The sequence below is a fragment of the Arthrobacter sp. R3-55 genome (genome assembly GCF_054161505.1).
In genome coordinates this window covers 3,251,234-3,270,269 of the sequence record NZ_CP096423.1, presented here as the reverse complement: position 1 = coordinate 3,270,269, position 19,036 = coordinate 3,251,234, and the positions used below count along the sequence as shown (strand labels likewise).

Annotated in this window: 13 protein-coding genes; 6 read left to right on the top strand and 7 right to left on the bottom strand. The window is 62.9% G+C overall.

The annotated features are described in order from the left end of the window. Positions 1-179 precede the first annotated feature (179 nt). The 4 genes from M1D51_RS15030 to M1D51_RS15015 all read right to left on the bottom strand — a co-directional run bounded on the left by M1D51_RS15030 (position 180) and on the right by M1D51_RS15015 (position 5,511). Positions 180-2,699, bottom strand: coding sequence for an MMPL family transporter (locus M1D51_RS15030; protein ID WP_458107050.1), 2,520 nt, complete (start codon positions 2,697-2,699; stop codon positions 180-182). Position 2,700: 1 nt separating this feature from the next. Further along, positions 2,701-3,417: a TetR family transcriptional regulator gene (locus M1D51_RS15025; RefSeq protein ID WP_458107049.1), complete on the bottom strand. Its 717-nt coding sequence runs from the start codon at positions 3,415-3,417 to the stop codon at positions 2,701-2,703. A gap of 136 nt (positions 3,418-3,553) precedes the next feature. Beyond that, the gene (locus tag M1D51_RS15020; protein ID WP_026542732.1) at positions 3,554-3,985 is read right to left on the bottom strand and encodes a YbjQ family protein; all 432 of its coding nucleotides are present in this window, start codon (positions 3,983-3,985) and stop codon (positions 3,554-3,556) included. A 92-nt stretch (positions 3,986-4,077) separates the two neighbouring features. Continuing rightward, on the bottom strand, positions 4,078-5,511 hold the full coding sequence (locus M1D51_RS15015; RefSeq protein WP_458107048.1) for a dicarboxylate/amino acid:cation symporter: 1,434 nt from the start codon (positions 5,509-5,511) through the stop codon (positions 4,078-4,080). A 361-nt stretch (positions 5,512-5,872) separates the two neighbouring features. Between M1D51_RS15015 and M1D51_RS15010 the strand changes: the two genes are divergently transcribed. The 5 genes from M1D51_RS15010 to M1D51_RS14990 all read left to right on the top strand — a co-directional run bounded on the left by M1D51_RS15010 (position 5,873) and on the right by M1D51_RS14990 (position 14,250). After that, entirely contained in the window at positions 5,873-6,154 is a 282-nt protein-coding gene (locus M1D51_RS15010) for a hypothetical protein (RefSeq protein WP_026547649.1), read from the top strand. A gap of 219 nt (positions 6,155-6,373) precedes the next feature. After that, the gene (locus M1D51_RS15005) at positions 6,374-12,046 is read left to right on the top strand and encodes a DUF6531 domain-containing protein (protein WP_458107047.1); all 5,673 of its coding nucleotides are present in this window, start codon (positions 6,374-6,376) and stop codon (positions 12,044-12,046) included. Continuing rightward, the gene (locus M1D51_RS15000; protein WP_280627571.1) at positions 12,046-12,402 is read left to right on the top strand and encodes a hypothetical protein; all 357 of its coding nucleotides are present in this window, start codon (positions 12,046-12,048) and stop codon (positions 12,400-12,402) included. The genes M1D51_RS15005 and M1D51_RS15000 overlap by 1 nt, the downstream gene beginning before the upstream one ends. A gap of 173 nt (positions 12,403-12,575) precedes the next feature. Then, positions 12,576-13,169, top strand: a complete 594-nt coding sequence (locus M1D51_RS14995) for an RNA 2'-phosphotransferase (RefSeq protein ID WP_458107046.1) — start codon at positions 12,576-12,578, stop codon at positions 13,167-13,169. Between the two features lie 745 nt (positions 13,170-13,914). Beyond that, positions 13,915-14,250 carry a hypothetical protein gene (locus tag M1D51_RS14990; RefSeq protein WP_139183447.1) on the top strand — a complete coding sequence of 112 codons (336 nt, stop codon included), beginning with the start codon at positions 13,915-13,917 and terminating at the stop codon, positions 14,248-14,250. Between the two features lie 58 nt (positions 14,251-14,308). Here M1D51_RS14990 and M1D51_RS14985 read toward each other — a convergent pair whose 3' ends face one another. The 3 genes from M1D51_RS14985 to M1D51_RS14975 form a co-directional block, all read right to left on the bottom strand. Beyond that, on the bottom strand, positions 14,309-15,991 hold the full coding sequence (locus M1D51_RS14985) for a DUF885 domain-containing protein (protein WP_458107045.1): 1,683 nt from the start codon (positions 15,989-15,991) through the stop codon (positions 14,309-14,311). A 66-nt stretch (positions 15,992-16,057) separates the two neighbouring features. Then, positions 16,058-16,312, bottom strand: coding sequence for an acyl-CoA carboxylase subunit epsilon (locus M1D51_RS14980; RefSeq protein WP_458107044.1), 255 nt, complete (start codon positions 16,310-16,312; stop codon positions 16,058-16,060). Beyond that, positions 16,309-17,892: an acyl-CoA carboxylase subunit beta gene (locus M1D51_RS14975; protein WP_091550702.1), complete on the bottom strand. Its 1,584-nt coding sequence runs from the start codon at positions 17,890-17,892 to the stop codon at positions 16,309-16,311. The genes M1D51_RS14980 and M1D51_RS14975 overlap by 4 nt, the downstream gene beginning before the upstream one ends. A 212-nt stretch (positions 17,893-18,104) precedes the next feature. Here M1D51_RS14975 and M1D51_RS14970 point away from each other — a divergent pair, with 212 nt between their 5' ends. Continuing rightward, positions 18,105-18,983 carry an SDR family oxidoreductase gene (locus M1D51_RS14970; protein ID WP_026541415.1) on the top strand — a complete coding sequence of 293 codons (879 nt, stop codon included), beginning with the start codon at positions 18,105-18,107 and terminating at the stop codon, positions 18,981-18,983. The last annotated feature ends 53 nt before the right edge of the window (positions 18,984-19,036 follow it).

Below are 19,036 nucleotides of genomic sequence, written 5' to 3'. Positions count from 1 at the left end.
CCCAGCCTAATACGAACCCTCTCCCACTTCCCGCGTGCTTAAACCGATCGCTCTCTCACGTCCCGCATGCTTAAGCCGATCCCTCTTTCACCTCCCCCGTGCTTAAGCCGATCGCTCTCTCACTTGCCTCAAGCAAGTGAGAGAGCGATCGTGAATATCGGCTGTTATGTGATCGAGCGTTAGTGGACGAGTTCCTCGGTCTTCCGACGATCGGTCCGCTCCAGCTTGGCACCCTCAACATCGACGTCCGGCAGGATCCGTTCCAGCCACTTGGGCAGCCACCAGGCCTTGTCGCCCAAGAGGTACATCACGGCTGGAACTATGGTCATGCGGACCACAAAGGCATCGATCAGTACACCGAACGCCATGGCGAAGCCGAGCGGCCGGACCATGGTGAGGTGGCTGAAGATGAAGCCGGAGAACACGCTGACCATGATGATCGCAGCCGCGGTGACTACGGCTGCAGCGTGGCTGAAACCGGATCGTACCGCGTGCTTGGCGGTCTCACCGTGCATAAACGATTCCCGCATGCCCGAGGTGATGAACACCTGGTAGTCCATGGCGAGACCGAACAGCACACCGATGAGGATGATGGGCAGGAAGCTCAGGACAGCGCCCGGATTGGCGACGTCGAAGATCCCTCCGAGCCAGCCCCACTGGTAGACGGCAACTACGGCGCCGAAGGCAGCAGCGAGGGACAGAAGGAAACCGCCGGTTGCCAGCAGGGGCACCACAATCGAGCGGAATACCAGCAGCAAGAGCAGCAGGGAGAGTCCCACGACGATCGCCAAGTACGGCGGCAATGCAGCGCCGAGCTTGTTGGAAACGTCAATGTTGCCCGCGGTTTGTCCGGTCAGGCCGATTTTCACGTCAAGGTCGTCGCTGATCACAGCACCCTTTGCGCGGAGATCAGACACCACCTGCACGGTGCCCGCACTGGCCGGGCCTTCCTTGGGAATCACCTGGAACACTGCGGTGCGACGATCGTCGCTCAGTGCGATCGGTACCGCAGCAATGACATTCTCAACGCTCCGAAGCTGATCCGCGACATCGAACTGCTTGTTCTTGGCGTCGTTTTCGCTGAGGCCTTCAGGGAATTCGCCGACGACGACGATCGGTCCGGTGACGCCTTCGCCGAAGCTGCTGCGGGTGAGGTCATAGGCCTTGAACGCCTGCGAATCGACAGGCTCGGAACCGCCGTCGGGAAGTGCCAACCGCAGTTGCGAGGCCGGCAGCGCCAAAGCGCCCAACAATACGACGCTGGCAACCAGGGCAACCCACGGATGACGAGTGACCATACCGCCCCAGCCCCCGCTGCTGCGCTTCTCTTCGCGTTCACGGTCGGCCGCTTCGTGGCCCGGCTCAGCGTTGTGCTTTGCAGCTTTGGCCCAGGCGCGCTTTGAAATGAGTCTCCGGCCGATCAGGGCCAGAACGGCGGGGGTCAAGGTCAAAGCTACGACGACGGCGACGGCCACTGTCGCTGCGGCCGCAACACCCATCACGGCGAGGAAGGGAAGTCCCGGAACCACCAGTGCAGCCAAGGCGATGATGACGGTGAGACCGGCGAACAGCACGGCATTACCCGAAGTGCCCGTAGCCAAGGCCGCAGATTCCTCCGCGTCCATGCCGGCCAGAAGCTGGGTGCGGTGACGGTTGACGATGAACAGGGAGTAATCAATACCAACCGCGAGGCCAAGCATCAGGGCAAGCATCGGGGAGATGGAGCTCATGTCGATGACGCTGGTCAGTGCGAACGTTCCGCCGACACCTACAGCTACGCCGATCAGGGCCATCAGGAGGGGAAGCCCGGCCGCGATGAGTGTTCCGAGCATCAGGATCAGGACCATGGCCGCGACTGCGACGCCCACGATTTCAGCAACCCCGAAGATCTCCGAGACGTCCTCGGTGATTTCCTTGCTGGCGTAGGCCGTGACGCCGGCAGATGAGACGCCGTGGACGATCTCCTGGACCTCTTCGCGGACGGCGGGGTCAACGGCGTTGATGGAGGTCTTGAACTGGACCTGGGCTACCGCTGCTTTGTTGTCGCTGGAGACAAAACGGAGGCCTTCGGAGGCTTCGAGCTGTCGCTTTCCCAGAGCCAGCTCGGTGGCGCCGTCGGCAGCTTCCTTGGCTCCGGCGTCGAGCTTTTCCTTGCCAGCCGCAAGCTCTGCGCGCTGCGGGGCCATCCGTGCTTCAATCTCCGCAGGTGTCATGCCCGAGGCGGCCAGCTGCTGTTCCGCCCCGGCCAGTTGGGCTTCGCTCGCTTCGAGCTGCGCGCGGGTTGCGTCAAGCTGCGCCTTGCCCGCGGCGGCCTTGGCTTCACCGGCCGCGATCTCACCGGCGGACTTGTCCAACTGTTCCTGCGTGGTGAACGGGTTCACCGTTCCCTGAATGTCAGGCATGGCTTCAAGCTTGGTCAGCGCAGCGGCCACTGCGTCCTTCTTGGCTTGGTCGAATCCGCCGTCGCCGGCATCGAAGACCACGCTGGCGGAGCCTCCCGAAGAATCAGGGAGCGCTTCCTTGAGCTTGTCCGCCATCTGCTGGGTTTCGGTCCCCGGGATGGTGAAGTTGTTGGACATGGTGCCGTGGAAGGCTGCGGCCGAGCCGCCAACTGCCACCATGACGGCCAGCCAGATGGAGATGACCAGCCAGCGGCGCCGATACGAAAACTTGCCGAGACGGTAGAGGAACGAGGCCATGTCAGAACCGATCTGTGGTGGTTGGAGCGGAGGGGGAGGTGGGGACAGGCGCGTCCGACGGAGGCGCGAAGCCGGCTCCGAGGAGGCCCATCGCATCGATGAGGTGCTGGCGAAGGACCGCGAGGGATTCCGCCGAGAGGTCGGGCCCGCGGTCGGCGAACCAGACGTTCATGGCGGCCTTGCCGCACGAGATCACGGAGCCTGCCAGGGCGTGGAGATAGAGCTCGCTGATGCCGGCGCCGAGCCTGCTGCGGGCGGCGTCAATGATCTGCTCGGTGCAGTGTTCCCATGCTTCAAGCTCGGAGCGGGCCAACTGGCGGTTGTCCTGCGTCAGGCTGAACAGCTCGGCCATGGGGGCGACGGACATGGGGTCGGCCAGTGCCATGAGGGCCGCTTGAGCGGATTCGAGGATCGACTCATCTGCCGGACGCAGCCGAAACTGCTCCAAAGCGTGGTCCATGAAGCCGTCGGCCACGGAGGCCAGGGCCGCCTCTAGGCTTGGGAAATAGTTGAAGAAGGTTCGCCGCGAGACACCGGCGGCGGCCGCGATGTCTTCTACGGTGAAATTGCCGGACCCGTTGCTGCGCAAGAGGTCCAGGGCTGCGGATGCGATGGAGCTGCGGGTGGCCGCCTTGTTGAGTTCGCGCCTGGTGGGCGCTATTGACTCAGCAGTGCTGGGCGACTCCGCAGCAGCTTCCTGGCTACTGGTTTGTGTCACATACTTACACTAAGTGCAAGTTTGCACTCTGCGCAATTTGAGGCGGATGGGCATGCGAAAAGTCCCGCCCTTGTTCGTCACGGCCACCCCTGTGCAGGGAGGAGGGCGAACCAGGGCGGGACTCGGAAGCGTGAACCTAGAACTGAGTCGGGGGCACCGGCGGCGCGGGAGGAGTCGGCTGGCTCTGCTGCTGCGCGGCCGACTTGGTCAGGTAGATCGACTGTCCCGTTGCTCCGGGCTCGCCCTCTCCGAGCGGCAGTACGTAGACGGCGGTGCCGTAGGCGCACACTTCGGTCCAGTTGGTGCCCATTTCCGAGGTGTCGAACCGCATGGCGACGATGGCGTTGGCCCCACGCTGTTGCGCCTCATTGACCATGCGTGCCATGACTTCCTGGCGGCTTTCGTAGAGTGCCTTGGTCATTTCGGGCAGTTCGCCGCCCCCCAGGGAACGGAAGCCGGCCAGCATTTGCGAGCCGATGTCCCGTGAGCGGACGGTGAGGCCCATGACTTCGCCGAAGACGGCATCGATCCGGTGGCCCGGGATTTCATTTGAAGTGACGATCAACATGGTCAGAGCCTATCCAGAGATGGCCCCTTTAACGGGCAAGTCCCCCGGGGAGAACTCCCCGGGGGACTTGCGCACTTCCAAAGAGGTTGAGACTACGCCTTGGTATCGGCCAGTTCGCGCTCGTTGCTTTCGGCTGCTGCCTTGTCGGCGGCGTACTCGTCGGCAAAGGCGGCACCGTTGCGGGGTGCGTTGTACAGCGACTCATCCAGGATGCCCTGGCGCTTGGCCACGATGGCCGGGACCAGTGCCTGGCCAGCCACGTTGACCGCGGTGCGGCCCATGTCCAGGATGGGGTCGATAGCCAGCAGGAGGCCGACGCCGGCCAGCGGCAGTCCCAGCGTGGACAGGGTCAGTGTGAGCATGACGACGGCGCCGGTGGTACCTGCCGTAGCGGCCGAACCCAGGACCGAGACCAGAACGATCAGCAGGTACTGGCTGAAGTCCAGGTTGATGCCGAAGAACTGTGCCACGAAGATGGCTGCAATGGCCGGGTAGATTGCTGCGCAACCGTCCATCTTGGTGGTGGCGCCCAGCGGCACGGCGAAGGAAGCGTAGCCGGAGGGGACGCCGAGGTTCCGTTCAGTGACGCGCTGCGTGAGCGGCAGCGTGCCGATCGAGGAACGGGAGACGAACGCCAGCTGCACGGCCGGCCACACGCCGGAGAAGTACTGCTTGATGGAGAGCCCGTGAATGCGCACCAGGATGGGGTAGAGGACGAACAGCACCAGAGCCAGCCCGATGTAGATGGCGGCGGTGAACTTGCCCAGGGAACCGATGGTGTCCCAGCCGTAGATGGCCACAGCGTTACCGATCAGGCCGATGGTGCCCAGCGGAGCAAGGCGGATGATCCACCACAGCACTTTCTGGATAACAGCCAGAGCGGAAGCGTTGAAGGTGAGGAAGGCTTCGGCCTGCTTGCCCACCTTGAGTGCGGCCACACCGATCGCGATCGCAATGACCAGGATCTGCAGCACGTTGAAGTTGACCGCGGTGCTGACGGTGGTGGCAGCGTTGGCGCTCTCGGTCACTGTGGAGCTGGCGCCAAGACCCAGGAAGTTCTTGGGGAAGAGACCTATCAGGAAGGCCCACCAGTCACCGGTTTTGCCGGCGTACTTGGCTTCTTCGGTGATGCCGGTTGCGGCGCCCGGCTGCAGGAGCACGCCCAGGCCGATGCCGATCAGCACCGATACCAGCGAGGTGATCGCGAACCACAGCAGGGTGTTCCAAGCCAGTCGCGCAGCGTTGGAGACCTGGCGCAGGTTGGCAATGGAACTCACCACAGCGGTGAAAATCAAAGGAACGACGGCGGTTTGCAGCAAGGAGACGTAGCTGGAGCCGATCGTCTGGAGAGTAGCCCCCAAACCATTGGGGGCGGCCTTGGTGCTGCCCGTGTACTTGGCGATGAGACCGAGGATGAGGCCCACTATGAGGGCTGCGATGATCTGGACGCCGAAGGAACCGGCCCACTTGGGGAGCCGGAAGCCGCTCTTGCCAGCTGCTGGGGAAGTGTTGGTTGAGGTGCTCACCGGAACACGTTAGGTGCATGGCCAATAACATAGCGAACGGACGTTGAGAAATGTTACGTGCGCAAAAGTTATTCCCGCAGCTTTGTGACGTTGGTCTCACGGGTGGCTTGGAGAGCTTGCGTGTCATTGACAGTTGGCCGCGTGTGAGCCAGGTCGCCCATCTCCCGGTAATCAAGAGGTTCGGCTTCCTCCGGTCGCGAGAGGTCTCGTATTAGCCCTCCGGGTGCGTCAGCCCGGTTATCCACAATCGTTTGTCTGTTTGTTGGATTTATTGGTTGGTGTTGGTAGTTTGGGCATCGTCTGGTTGCCTGGGCTGGTTTGGTTTGGGTGTTGCGATTGTTCTTATTGGGAGGAAAGTTCTATGTCGCGTGTGTTGTCTACTGAGCAGGCCAAGGCTGCTATTGGTCAGGTGCAGTCGATTATTACTGGTGGGTTTACGGATCAGATTTCGGCGTTGGATGCCCAAGGTCGTGTGTTGTCGGATCCGAATGTGTGGGATGGTCCGTTGGCTGCTGAGTTCCGTGGTTCGACGTGGCCGGAGACGAAGGCTGCGTTGGATAAGGCCAAGGAAGAGTTGGAGCAGTTGCGGGGTCAGTTGCAGAAGATTTCGCAGGATATTTTCTCTGCTGGTGGCGGGGCCTGATTCTTTTTTGGTGTGAGTGTGGGGGCCGGGTGATCGTGCTGCGTTGATGCGTGGTGTGGTTGCCCGGCCGTTGCACTGTCTTGCTGTAGCGCCCGTTGTTGTAGCGCGGGTTGTAGCGCGGGTTGTTGTGGTGTGGGGTCGTGCCGTGTGGGTTGTGGTGCGGGTTGTTGTGGGTTGTTGGGTTTTGTTCGCGTTCTTGTTCTGTGGGGGGCTGTGGTTGTGACCGAGTTCGTTGAGATGCCGTTGTTGCCGGATTCCGGTGTTGGTCATGGTGGCCGGTTTGTGTATGGGGTTGCTGAGTCGGTGAAGGGTGCTTTTGAGTCCGCAGCGTCGCGGGTTGAGGAGCATTCGGGGTCGCGGACGCCGTTGGTGTCCTCGGCTGGGGAGGATTTCCGGGGGCATTTTTCGGAGGTGTTCGCGGCGAACGCGGTGACGGCGTCCCGGGACGCGGAGTCTTTGGCCGCGGCGTTACGGACGGTGGCCGGGTATGTGGGCACCATGATCGAGCGTGCGCGGGAAGAGGATGACCGGCGTCGGGAGAACAACGAGTGGGTGCGGCGGCATAACAACCGTAACTGGCTTGAGCAGTTTGGTGACAGCCTGTGGGGTGAGGAGGCGCGTCCGAATATGGAGCCGGGGAGTGGGCCGTCGTTCCCGTCCGAGGCTCCGGTGCCGGGGTCGCGGGTGCCCCCTGGCCCGGGTGGCGGGTTTGGGGGCGGGGTGTCCTCGGCGCGTCCGGAGTCGTTGCGGACTTTCGCGGCGGGTTCGCGTGGTCTGGATGAGGGTGTTGCGTCGGTGCCGGGGTCTTTGGAGTCGGAGTTGTCTTCGTTCGCGGACCGGTGCGGTTGGGGCCGGATTGACGCTGCGGGTGTGGTGACGGCGTTCCGGCAGTATTTGGCGGCGAATGAGGCGGACGCGGGGTGGGCGTTGGTGGTCGCGGACGCGTTTGCTGCTGCCGGGGGTGAGGGTGCGGTTTCGACCCTGTCGGATGCGGCGGTGAACGAGGCGTTGGCCGCGGCGGGTGTTTCGGGGACCCGGACGGGGTTGGTCATTGACCCGCCCACGGCGGCCGGGGCGATGCCCTCGTCCGGGTATGCCAATGATCCGGTGAACACGGCCACGGGGAATTTCATTGAACCCGAAACGGATCTGGGGTTCGCCGGGGCGGCCGCTGACTTGGCGGTCACAAGGATGTATAACTCTCTCGGTTCGGGCCTGGGCACTGTTGGGGTGTTTGGTCCGGGGTGGGCGTCGGTGCTGGACCAGCACCTGGCCTTCACTGATGAGGGGTGCCGGTGGGTGATGGCCGACGGGCGGGCGGTGGACTTCCCGCGTGAGGGTGCGGGTTGGGCCCGCGCCGTCGGGGAGAATTACTGGCTCACCCGCGAAGATGCCGGCACACCGTGGTTGGCGGAGCTGACCACGGTCCCCGAAGGTGTTACCGAGGTGCTGGTCGTGACCGACAATCAGGGCCGTTGGTGGGCTTACACCACTGCCGGGGTGTGGCTCGGGACCGGGGCAGGGCCCGGCCGAACCATCTCCGCCCACCGCAGTGAACCGGCTGCTTCTGTTGCGGAGACTGCGGTCGATGGTGGTGGGTTGGGTGTGGTGTGCCGGTTGGTGCATGTGCGGGGCCGGTTCGTGGAGATCGACTACGTCGACGGTGTTGTCGGGGTGGTTCGTTCATCGGATGGGCGCCGGGTTGAGTACGGGTACGACGCCGAGGGCCGGCTGACCAGTGTGGGCACGGAGACCGGCACCCGTAGGTATGGGTGGAACGAGCAGGGCTTGATCGCCTCGGTGGTTTCTGCCGCGGGTGTGGTGGAGGCCGCGAACACGTATGACGAGGCCGGCCGGGTCATCATGCAGGTCACTCAGCATGGGCGGCGGACGAGGTTCGCGTATTTACCGGGCCGGGTCACGGTGGTCTCTGATGAGGACGGGTCCCGGTCGAATTCCTGGGTCGCTGATTCGAAGGGCCGCCTGGTGGGGGTGCTGGATGCCGAGGACCGGCGCCAGTCCATGTCTTATGACGGGCACTCGAATCTGGTGTCTTTGACCGAGCGTGACGGCGCGGTCACGGTCCATGGTTACGACACCCGGGGCCGGAAGATCCGGACCGTGACCCCGGAAGGCGCTGACCTGACATATGGGTGGGACGATCAGGACCGTATCACCACCCTGGTGACCGCTTCCGGTGCCACCGTGACCTATGAGTACGCCGATGAGCTGTCCCGGGACCCGTCCGTGGTGGTTGACCCGTTGGGTGGCCGGACCATGCTGGTGTGGCGGGACGGGCTCCTGACCCAGGTCACGGACCCGGTCGGAGTCAGGATTGGTTTTGAGTACGACGAGTTCGGGGACCTGACCGGAACGTCCAACGCCGCTGGAGATGTGGCGAGGATTGTGCGGGACCGGGCGGGCCGTCCGGTGGCGGCGGTGAGCCCGTCGGGGGCTGAGACCCGGTTCGGTTATGACGAGGCCGGGGTGTTGGTGCGTCGGGTGGACCCGGACGGGGCGGTGTGGGCGTTCGAGCACGACGCCGCGGGCCGGACCACCGCGGTGGTCGCCCCGGATGGGGGCCGGACGGTGTTCGAGTACGCCCCCAACGGGGAGTTGTTCCGCACCACCGACCCGCTCGGACGGGTCGTGGAGCGTGTGGTTGATGAGCTGGGGAACCTCACGGCTGCGGTGTTGCCGGACGGGGGCAGGTGGGGCTTCACCCATGACAACCTCTCCCGGCTCGTGGGGGTCACGGACCCTGCCGGGCATGATTGGGTGCGGGAGTACGACACGGTCGGTGCCCTGACCGCCGTGGTGGATCCGACCGGGGTCCGGACCGGGGCGGTCACCGACCGGGCGGCCGGGACGGCGTCCCTGACCGACGCCTTCGCGTCGTCGACGTTGAGTTTTGATGAGTACGGCCGGCCCACGAAAATCGAATCTGTCGACGGGTCCGCGGAACTCATCACGTATGACGGTGCGGGCAATCCTGTCGAGTTGGTCGATGGTGAGGGCGGGTTGACGGTCCTGGGCCGTGACGCTGCGGGGAAGATCACCTCGATCACCTCCCCGACGGGGGCGGTGACCCGGTTCAAATACGACCACTGCGGCCGACCCTTCCGCAGTATTGATCCGGTCGGGGCGGTCACGGAACTGTCCTACGACGTCGACCAGCGTCTCACCGCGAGGAGACTGCCGACCGGTGAGGTCGAAACCTTCGCCTACGACGCGTGTGGCCGGTTGACCGCGAAGCACACCCCCGGGGACGGGACGGCCCGGTACGGGTACGACAAGGTTGGGCGGCTGAGTTTTGCCCAGGATTCCTGGTACGGGACCCGCCGCTTCGAATACAACCTCGCCGGGGAACTGGTGGCCACGATCAACGGGGTGGGTGGCAGGACCGGGTTCGAGTACGACACCCGCGGCCGGCTCACCCGCATCACCGACCCCAATGGTGGGGTCACGACCCGCACGTATACGGCCACGGACCAGGTCGATTCGGTGACGGACCCGCTGGGCCGGGTGACCACGGCGACCTATGACCCGGCAGGTCGGCAACTCTCGCAGACGGACCCGGACGGGCATACCACCACCTGGGTCTACGACGCCGCGGGCCGGGAAGCGTCCACCTCGGTGGACGGTGCCCTGATCGCCGCGATCGAACGTGACGTGGCCGGCCGGCGGGTGGTCATCACCGACCATACCGGCGGGGCGGGGTATGCGGTGGAGCACGAACTGTGCTTTGACCGCCGCGGCCTCCTCACCCGAAAGTCCAACGGCAACGGGACCGGGACCGGGACCGGGACCGGGAGTCAGGTGTTGGGGTGGGAGTATGACGGTGACGGGAACCGCACCGGCTTCACCGACCCCACCGGCACCACCACCCGCTACATCCGCGACCCCGCGGGCCGGGTCGTGAAGGTGTCGAACCCGTCGCTCGGGGACGCGGCCTTCACCCACGACGCTTCCGGGCGGATCACCACCGCCACCGCAGGGGACCTGGTGCAGGAGTGGGTGTATCGGGGAGGGAACCTCAGCGAGCACACCCGCACCACCACCGCCGACAACGGCACCAACCCTCCGGGTGCTGCTGATGTGACGTTGATCGGTCGTGAGGACGGCGGCCGGATTGCCGGTCTGTCCAGGGGCGGGGTCGTGACCCGGTACGGGTACGACACTGCCGGGCAACTGGTCTCCGCCACCACCACTGTGACTGGCTCGGAGGCGTCGGGTTCGGTGGTGGGGTGGGAGTACGACGCCGGTGGGCGGCTGCTCCGCGAAACCACCCCCACCGGGGCCCGCACTTTTGAGTACGACGCCGCGGGGCAACTCCTAACTGTCACGGACCCTGACGGTGCCCGGACTGAGTACGTGTATGACGGGTTGGGTCGGCGGGTGCGGGTGATCGACCCGGGCGGGTCCTGGACCGAATACGCCTGGGGCCCCACCGGCTACCTCACCGGCACCATCGAAAAAGACCCGGACGGGGCCGAACAAAACCGGCACCGGCTCCACGTCGACGCGCTCGGTGAACTCGCCACCGTGGATGGCACACCGTTGTGGTGGGACACCGCCGCGCCCGTGCCGACCCTGGCCGGTGCCAACAGCACCCAGGTGGTGTCCTTGCCCGGCGGGGTCACCGGCATCGGGGACGCGTGGACCGCGCCCGGGTGGCGTGCCGCCCGCCCGACCGATCAGCACGATCCCTGGGCCGTCCTCGGCACCCCCACCACCCCCAACCCGGGCAGCCCCACAGCTGCTAATGCTGGTGGTCTGGGTGGTGTGTTGCCCGCCGGGATCGGCCTGACCGCCGGTGGCGGGATCGACATCGCCGGACTCGAATGGCTCGGCCAACGCGCGTACGACCCGGCCACCCGGGGATTCCTCTCCACCGACCCCCTCGCCCCCGTCCTCGGCGCGGGCTGGGACGGGAACCCCTACTCCTACGCCGGAAACAACCCCCTCAACACCACCGACCCCACCGGCCTGAAACCCCTCACTGACGGCGACCTGAAAGCCTACGACGGCTCCTCCCGCGGAGCCCTCGCCGCCACCGGAGACTGGCTCGGAGACAACTGGGAATACGTCGTGGGAGGCGCTGCTGTGGTCGGCGGGGCCGTGTTGATGTTCGTCCCCGGCGGCCAAGTCGCGGGCATGGGATTGATGAGCTTCGGCGCCGACGTCGTCATCCAAAAAGCAACCACCGGCCAAGTCAACTGGGGCCAAGCCGCGATCTCCGGCGGCCTCGGCATGATCGGCGGCGGGGTCGGGATGATGGCGGGCAAACTCGTCAACAATCCCGTGGCCCGGATGGCCGTGGAAAACGGAGTTGAAGGGGCGATCAGCGGAGCCGGGGGCTACCTCACCGGCCCAGGACCCCACACCCCAACGGGCCTCCTCGGCGCAACAGCCCTCGGCGGAGGAACAGGCGCACTCCCTATCGGAGGCACGGGTAGCAAGCTTGATATAACATCAGCACCATTTACCAAGCTTGGGGACCTCCCGACCACACCCCATGTGATTCCGCCTGCGTCCATTCGCTTCAGCCAATCCTCAGTTAACGGAACCCAAGAAATAATTGAGAATATGAGGGCCAACGGATGGAAGGGCGATCCCATCGACGTGGTGCGAATGACCGATGGAGGACTTACAACGATCGACAATACGAGGTTGTTAGCTGCTCATTACAGTAATATTGATGTACTGGCCAACATACATCCACACGATGCCGCCATCCCGGGGAGCCATGCGGTTCGATTCCCGGGGCGAAATGATGAAATGCCGGTGACATGGGGTGATGCTGTCGAGAACAGAATAAGTTCACAAAATAGTCGTTTCAGGAATACTTATCCGAATGGATCACCATTGACAGGATGGATTGGGAACTAATGAACGCTTTTCTTTCGAATCAGTATCTGCCGCCTAAGTTTGAATATCCTAGCTTCTATAGAAGGCTTGTTGAGCTAAATCTCACTAATCTTGAGCCTTGGCGAATACTTCATGATCAGTTGCTGGCACAACGAGCAGTGGGATTAAAAGGGCGGTATCCCTCTCGTGTACTCGTTCCGTTCGCGCGGCGGGTGGACTCCGACGATGTTGCTTGCTGGGACATTGACGCGGGTTTTGGTGCGATCTCCGTCGTGCATGATTTTGCGGATCCTGGATGGGAGCAGAGGGAAAAATACGGCGATATCACTGATTGGTTTCGCAAAGCTATCGAAGATTTGATTGAGTTTGAGCAATAGCCGCCGAAGCCTTTGGGCTGATGTGGACATGCGAGACTCTAATTGCAGCCGTTATCCTGCGGTTCAGCCCGAGCCGCGTTCGAGGTCGACACGTAACTTGCCCCAATCTGGCACTCTTTCGTTGACCTGGAAGCCGGCTGGGGAATCGGACGTTTAACGACTTTGGAGCGTAGATGAACAGTCGACCAAGCCCGTCAGAAATCAGCCGCGTGTTGTCCCATGCCCTCCGGCATGCCCCGGGAGAGTATTCCTTGGTGCTGGATCCAGAGGGATGGGTGTCGGTAAAGGAGCTACTTGATGCTTTGCATGGGCTAGGACATGGATGGGAGTCTCTCGATGAGAGGACACTCAGTGAGGTGCTGGAAGCGGCGGAGAAGAAGCGTCACCGGATGGAGGATGGTCGGATACGAGCACTGCATGGCCACTCTGTTCCCGTGGTTGCATCGAGGGAACCGGGTCAGCCACCGCCGGTCCTTTTCCATGGGACGGCGCCCGCCAGTGTTCATCTGATCAAAGCGTCTGGAATCTTACCTATGCAACGGCAATATGTTCACCTGGCAGAAACAGTCGAACAGGCCACAGCAGTAGGCGCGAGGAAGGACAAGCATCCCGTAGTCCTCACGATTGCAACAGAGGTTGCCCAATCGTTGGGGGTCGACTTCTTTCGGACCGATTCAGCAGTTTGGCTGGCTGGCTCAATACCAGCTGCCGCGGTAGGAGTGCTAAAGGCCAATGAAAATGGCACGCACCTTGAGAAGGAAACGTGAGGACATCTTCCGGCGAGGAAGTTTCACTACACCCATCGGGAAAGTCGGGGAGACGGCGGAGGGATCGATGGGTTTTTTGGACGGTCGTGTCCTCGGCCTTACTGGTGCCTGTCGCTATATTTATTGTGGCGACGGTTTCAGATGCGTATGACGAGACTCATAGAGTGTCCATTGAATGCACGGTTACGGGTGCGGAGGGCGGTCTCGGGTCAGGGGGAGGGACCTGGTCGCGGGTGCAGATAAGCACCTCCGATTGTGGAACCCTGACGTTGACATGGGGTATCACCGAGTCGAACCGGGATGCCGTGGCAAACGAATTGGCCGGCGGTGGACGCTTCGCCTTCCAGATTGGCGCAACAACACAATCAACGTGGAAGTTGCACGAGATGTTACGCATCACGCCGATGGTCTATTCATTTCAACAAATCGACTGAGCTAGTGGAACAGCCCGGACATGGATGATAATGTGCTGGATTCTTGAAACACCTGGATACGAGGTAGACGACCCTCGTGAAGAGGTGCTTCAGGAGTGCCTCCCGGGCCATTCCTCAGCTGTCGATGACGGAGAAACTGATGTCTTACGAACGGCCATATCGGCAGTGTTGCGGACCATTGATAATGAGGAACTAGTCTCGCGCGTCGACGCTACGGAAACTCAGTTGAGGCAGCTCCTTCACCATATGAAATGAACTGTAGAGTCTCTTCGAGAATTCAGATGTGCTTGACGGCCACTGGGAGGAAAACCATGACGCAGAATCTTGCATTGCCAGTTCTTTATGACCGCATGATCGAGCGAGGCATAGTGGATCTGGAACCTTGGGAACTCCTAAGAGGAGCACAGCAGGCGCAGCGAATGAAACACACAGACGAGGTTTTCCCTGGCTGGAACCTGATTCCTTTTGCCTGCAGGTCCGATAACGATGATGTGGCCTGCTGGACCGGTAAGAACGTCGTGGTCGTCGATGACTACGACGTGATGCGGGACGCAACTGGGGCGGCCGTACGCCACCAGGCAGCGGAATACCACTCTATGGATGAGTGGCTGATTGCGGCAGTACGGGATTTCATGGAGTTTGACTAAACCACCGTCGCGACACACCGAGTGCCCCCAGCCTCTGGCCGGAGGCACTCGAGCCGAATCAGCCCAGCAACGCCCGGCGCAGCACGTCCAAACCGACCGAGCCGATGTTGAGCGCCTTGCTGTGGAAGGACTTGAGATCGAAGCCTTCACGGGACTCCAGCTCGGCACGGATCTGCTCCCACAGACGCTGCCCCACCTTGTAGGACGGAGCTTGTCCCGGCCAGCCCAGGTAGCGGGTGAATTCGAACTGAAGCTGGCCTTCGCTGATGTCGAGGTTGGCTTTGAGGAAGTCGAAGCCCTTCTCCGGCGTCCAGGTGCCGGTGCCCCAACGTTCGGGGACGGGCAGTTCCAGGTGGACGCCGATGTCGAACACTACGCGGGCTGCCCGCATCCGTTGGCCATCGAGCATGCCCATGTGGTCACCTGGGTCTTTTAGGTAGCCCAGTTCCAGCATGAGCTGCTCGGCGTAGAGCGCCCAGCCTTCACCGTGGCCTGAGACCCAGCAGACATTGCGGCGCCAGTTGTTCAAGAGTTCCCGGCGGTAGGTTGCCGTGGCGACTTGGAGGTGGTGGCCGGGCACCCCTTCGTGGAACACGGTGGTGGTTTCGGACCAGGTGGTGAAGGTGTCTTCGCCTGCCGGCACTGACCACCACATACGTCCGGGCCGGGAGAAGTCGTCGGAAGGGCCGGTGTAGTAGATGCCGCCCTCGTCGGTGGGGGCGATCATGCACTCAAGAGTCTTCATGACGTCCGGGATGTCGAAGTGGACATCGGCCAGCTCGGAGACAGCGCGGTCGGAGAGTTCCTGCATCCAGGCTTTCAAGGCGTCGGTGCCCTTGATCTGGCGGGCAGGGTCGCTATTGAGGATGGCCTTGGCTTCTTCAATGGAGGCGCCGGGCTTGATCTGCGCCGCGACCTTTTCCTGCTCGCCGATAAGCCTCTCGAGCTCCTGAACGCCCCAAGCGTAGGTCTCTTCCAGATCTACTTCGGCGCCAACGAATGAACGCGAGGCCAGCGCGTAGCGTTCGCGCCCGACTGCATCCTTCTCCGGCGCCAGGGGCAACAGTTCGTCCCGAAGGTATTCACCCAAGCCGCTGTACGCAGAACGCGCGGCCGCAGTCCCGGCGTCGAGCTTTGACTGAACCTCGGCGGGCAGCGGGGAGCCACCAATAGCAGCGTTGGTGGCCATTTTGGCGAAGAAGCCATCCTCTGAGGCGTAGCGGCCGGTCTGCTCGATCACGATTCGGACCTGGCGGGCGGCGGCTACTTTCCCGGCGTCGGCAGCGGAGCGAAGCGACTCAATGTAGCCTTCAATGGCGCCAGGAACGTTGGCTGCACGGCCGGCAAGGTGTTCCCACTGTTCAACGGTCTCGGTAGGCATGAGATCGAAAATGGCGCGGATGTCCTGGGCAGGAGAGGCAATGTTGTTCAGGTCGGCGAGGTCCCAACCCGACTCGTGGATCTCCAATTCCAGGCCGAGCCGCTCGCGCATGGCGTCCAAGGTGACGGCATCCACGTCGTCCGACGGCTCAAGGCCTGCCAGGGCATCCAGGGCCAACCTTGTGGCCTCCGCGTGAGCCTCGGCACCGGCCGGGGAGTAGTCCTGGTATTCGGTTTCGTGTCCCGGCAGGCCCAGCGTGGTGGCAAAGCCGGGATTGAGTTCGATCAACTTTTCTGTGTACGCGTCAGCGACGGCATCGATGGCGGACTTCGGGCGTACAGGAGTGTTTGCAGTAGTCACCCACAGAGCCTAGCCGCGACGCCGCTTACGTGAAAGGGTTGTTGAACTTTTCGCCGTGCGGGAAAACTAACCGCGGCTGCGCTTCCATGCGCCAGGGCCCGGTGACGGGTCCAGGCGCAGCTGCTGGCGTCGCACCCAATGCCGGACGTTCGGCTTGGCTGCGGCAGCCTCCTGCTGCGTACCGAGTGAAACCACGACGGCGGCAATCGCCGCGAGCTCTTCGGCTGTCGGTTCGCCCTTGACCACCGAAAACAGCGGGACGGCGGGTTCTGCGGGAGCAGCGTCCGGCGCCGAATCGGCGCGATGCTTCGGCGTGCTCACAGCGGGATGTTTCCGTGCTTCTTGGTGGGCAGGCTGGCGCGCTTGTCGCGGAGGGCTCGGAGGCCGCGGATGATCTGGAGGCGCGTGTCGGACGGAGCGATGACGGCGTCCACGTAGCCAAGCTGAGCTGCCTGGTACGGGTTGAGGAGTTCTTCCTCGTAGCCCTGGATAATCTCGGCGCGCTTGGCTTCCACGTCTCCGCCGGCTTCGGCAACGGCAGCAAGGTCGCGGCGGTACAGGATATTCACGGCACCCTGGGCGCCCATGACGCCGATCTGGGCGGTGGGCCATGCGAGGTTGAGGTCCGCGCCGAGCTTCTTGGAGCCCATCACGATGTACGCTCCACCGTAAGCCTTTCGGGTGATGACCGTGAGCTTGGGGACCGTTGCTTCGGCGTAGGCATACAGGAGCTTGGCGCCGCGGCGGATGATGCCCTGGAATTCCTGGTCCTTGCCGGGCAGGAAGCCGGGGACGTCCACCAGGGTGATGATGGGGATGTTGAAGGCGTCGCAGTGCCGGACAAAGCGGGCAGCCTTTTCCGAGGCGGAGATGTCCAGGGTTCCAGCGAACTGCATGGGCTGGTTGGCCACGATGCCCACGGTGTGTCCCTCAACGCGGCCGTAGCCGATCATCACATTGGGTGCGTACAGGGACTGCATTTCGAGGAAGTGTGCGTCGTCCACGATTTGCTCTATGACCTTGCGCATGTCGTAGGGCTGGTTGGCGGAATCGGGGATCAGCGCGTCCAGTGCTTGGTCGTCGTCGTTGAGTTCCAGTTCCTGGTCGTGCTCCACCACGGGTGCTTCGGAGAGGTTGTTCGAGGGCAGGAAGTCCAGGAGTTCGCGCACGAACTCGATCGCGTCAGCCTCATCGGAGGCAAGGTAGGTGGAGGTTCCGGTGGTGGCATTGTGCTGGCGTGCCCCACCGAGGGTTTCCATGTCCACGTCTTCGCCGGTGACCGTCTTGATGACGTCGGGGCCGGTGATGAACATGTGCGAGGTCTTGTCCACCATCACCACATAGTCGGTCAAAGCAGGGGAGTAGGCGGCGCCGCCGGCGCATGGGCCCATGATGAGGGAAATCTGGGGGACAACGCCGGAAGCATGGACGTTGTTGCGGAATATGTCAGCGAACATGGCCAGCGAGGCGACGCCTTCCTGGATGCGCGCGCCGCCGCCGTCGTTGATACCCACAACAGGGCACCCGTTGCGGAGGGCGAATTCCTGGACCTTGACGATCTTCTCGCCGTTGACCTGGCTCAACGAGCCACCGTAGACGCTGAAGTCCTGGCTGTAGATCGCGATGAGGCGGCCATCAACGGTTCCGTATCCGGAGACCACGCCGTCGCCGAGGGGTTTCTTTTTCTCCATGCCGAAAGCGGTGGAGCGGTGGACTGCGAGGGCGTCGAATTCGACGAAGGAGCCCGGATCAACCAGGAGATCAATGCGTTCGCGGGCAGTGTTCTTGCCCCGTGCGTGCTGCTTCTCAATCGCTTCCGGGCCGGAAGGTTGCTCTGCACGGGCCTGGCGGTCGCGGAAGTCGGCAATCTTTCCCGCTGTCGTTGTCAGATCGTGGCTCATCAAGTGTCTCCGGCTCTGTAGCTGATTTTCGCTGGCGCAGTTCGGTGTTGGTCATGAAGCTTAAGTAGCTTCCGTACAAAGAACAGGCCCCGCAGGCCAGTCTAGTGACGCCTTTGCCGCGAACCGCTGTAGAAACCCTACAATTTTCCGCGTCCAAGCCAAAGCCACCCACATGTTACCCGCCAGTAACATAGTTGGGTTAGAGTGTCCCCATGACTTCAAGCAACGACGCTTCCGGCGCACTTGCGCCGACGCAGACTCCCTACGTAGCTACTGGTTCGCTCAAGGGCAGGACCATCCTGATGTCCGGCGGCAGCCGGGGCATCGGCTTGGCCATCGCCACCCGTGCGGCCCGGGATGGCGCCAACATCGTGCTCATGGCCAAGACAGGGGATCCCCATCCCAAACTCGAAGGCACGGTTTTCACCGCCGCCGATCAGCTGGTCGCTGCCGGTGGCCAGGCATTGCCGCTCGTCGGGGATGTCCGCAATGACGACGACGTAGCCGCAGCCGTCGCCGCCGCCGTCGAGCGTTTCGGAGGTATCGACGTCGTGGTCAACAACGCCTCGGCCATTGACCTTTCCCGGACCGATGCTGTTGACATGAAGCGTTACGACCTCATGCAGGACATCAACGTTCGTGGCACCTTCCTGCTCTCCAAGCTAGCGCTGCCGGCGCTCAGGGAATCCAGCCACGGCCACATCCTCACCCTGTCCCCGCCCCTGAACCTGGACCCGAAATGGGCCGGCATGCATCTTGCCTACACCATGGCCAAGTACGGAATGAGCCTGACCACCCTGGGATTGGCCGAAGAGCTCAAGAACGACGGCGTGTCGGTCAACTCCCTCTGGCCTTGCACGCTGATTGATACAGCTGCGATCCGGAACATGCCCGGCGGGCAGCAAATCGTGCAAGCAGCACGGGGCCCCGAAATCATGGCCGATGCCGCACATGCTGTCCTGACCGGTTCCGGGGCAACAGGCAAATTCTTCACCGACGAAGAGGTCCTGACAGCTGCCGGTGTGTCGGATTTTTCGCCCTACAGCCTCGGTGCACCCGAAGACCGCCTGGTTCCGGACATCTTCCTCTGATTTCCACGCGGGGTTCTCCGGGTGTATTCCCAGACCCTTTTCAGGGCACGGGC